At 68.6% G+C, this 1,734-nt stretch carries 1 protein-coding gene; it reads left to right on the top strand.

Annotated elements, in window-relative coordinates:
* Window positions 1-1,734: Ig-like domain-containing protein (locus RYH74_RS20015; protein WP_317409980.1), on the top strand; the 1,734-nt coding region annotated here is incomplete at both ends.

Here is a 1,734-nt window from a genome sequence, read left to right as displayed (position 1 = left end):
AGGACCCGGCCGGCAATACCAGCGGGCCGAGCAGCGTCACCGTTGACGCCATCGCCCCGGCCGCACCGATCGTCAACCCGAGCAACGGGGTGGTGATCAGTGGTACCGCCGAAGCCGGGACCAAGGTGATTCTCACCGACGGCAGCGGCAACCCGATCGGCCAGACGACCGCCGATGGCAGTGGCAACTGGGCCTTCACGCCTTCGCCTGCGCTGGGCAACGGCACGGTGATCAACGCCGTGGCTCAGGACCCATCCGGCAATACCAGCGGGCCGACCAGCGCCACCGTTGACGCCGTCGCGCCGGCCGCACCGGTCATCAACCCGAGCAACGGGGTGGTGATCAGTGGTACCGCTGAGGCCGGGGCCAAGGTAATCCTCACTGACGGCAGCGGCAACCCGATCGGCCAGACCACTGCCGACGGCAGCGGCAACTGGGCGTTCACGCCTGCGCCGCCGCTGGCCAACGGCACGGTGATCAACGCCGTGGCTCAGGACCCGGCCGGCAACACCAGCGGGCCGACCAGCGCCACTGTTGACGCCGTCGCGCCGGCCGCACCGGTCATCAACCCGAGCAACGGGGTGGTGATCAGTGGTACCGCTGAGGCCGGGGCCAAGGTGATCCTCACTGACGGCAGCGGCAACCCGATCGGCCAGACCACTGCCGACGGCAGCGGCAACTGGTCGTTCACGCCCGGTACGCCGCTGGTCAACGGCACGGTCATCAATGCTGTGGCCCAGGACGCCGCTGGCAACACCAGCACCCCACAAGTCAGCACCACGGTGGATGCGGTAGCCCCTGGCCAGCCGACGATCGAACCGAGCAACGGTACCGAGATCAGTGGTACCGCCGAAGCCGGCGCCAGGGTGATCCTCACCGACGGCAGCGGCAACCCGATCGGCCAGACCACCGCCGATGGCAGTGGCAACTGGTCGTTCACGCCCGGTACACCGCTGGCCAACGGCACGGTCATCAACGCCGTGGCCCAGGACCCGGCCGGCAACACCAGCGGGCCGGCCAGCGTCACCGTTGACGCCATCGCCCCGGCCGCACCGATCGTCAACCCGAGCAACGGGGTGGTGATCAGTGGTACCGCCGAAGCCGGGACCAAGGTGATTCTCACCGACGGCAGCGGCAACCCGATCGGCCAGACGACCGCCGATGGCAGTGGCAACTGGGCCTTCACGCCTTCGCCTGCGCTGGGCAACGGCACGGTGATCAACGCCGTGGCTCAGGACCCATCCGGCAATACCAGCGGGCCGACCAGCGCCACCGTTGACGCCGTCGCGCCGGCCGCACCGGTCATCAACCCGAGCAACGGGGTGGTGATCAGTGGTACCGCTGAGGCCGGGGCCAAGGTAATCCTCACTGACGGCAGCGGCAACCCGATCGGCCAGACCACTGCCGACGGCAGCGGCAACTGGTCGTTCACGCCCGGTACGCCGCTGGTCAACGGCACGGTCATCAATGCTGTGGCCCAGGACGCCGCTGGCAACACCAGCACCCCACAAGTCAGCACCACGGTGGATGCGGTAGCCCCTGGCCAGCCGACGATCGAACCGAGCAACGGTACCGAGATCAGTGGTACCGCTGAAGCCGGCGCCAGGGTGATCCTCACCGATGGCAGCGGCAACCCGATCGGCCAGACCACCGCCGATGGCAGTGGCAACTGGTCGTTCACGCCCGGTACGCCGCTGGCCAACGGCACAGTCATCAATGCCGTCGCCCAGGATG

The organism is Pseudomonas sp. LSJ-87, from assembly GCF_032971465.1.
GTDB classification, from domain to species: Bacteria; Pseudomonadota; Gammaproteobacteria; order Pseudomonadales; family Pseudomonadaceae; genus Aquipseudomonas; species Aquipseudomonas putida_Z.
This window is presented reverse-complemented; position numbering and strand designations above follow the sequence as displayed.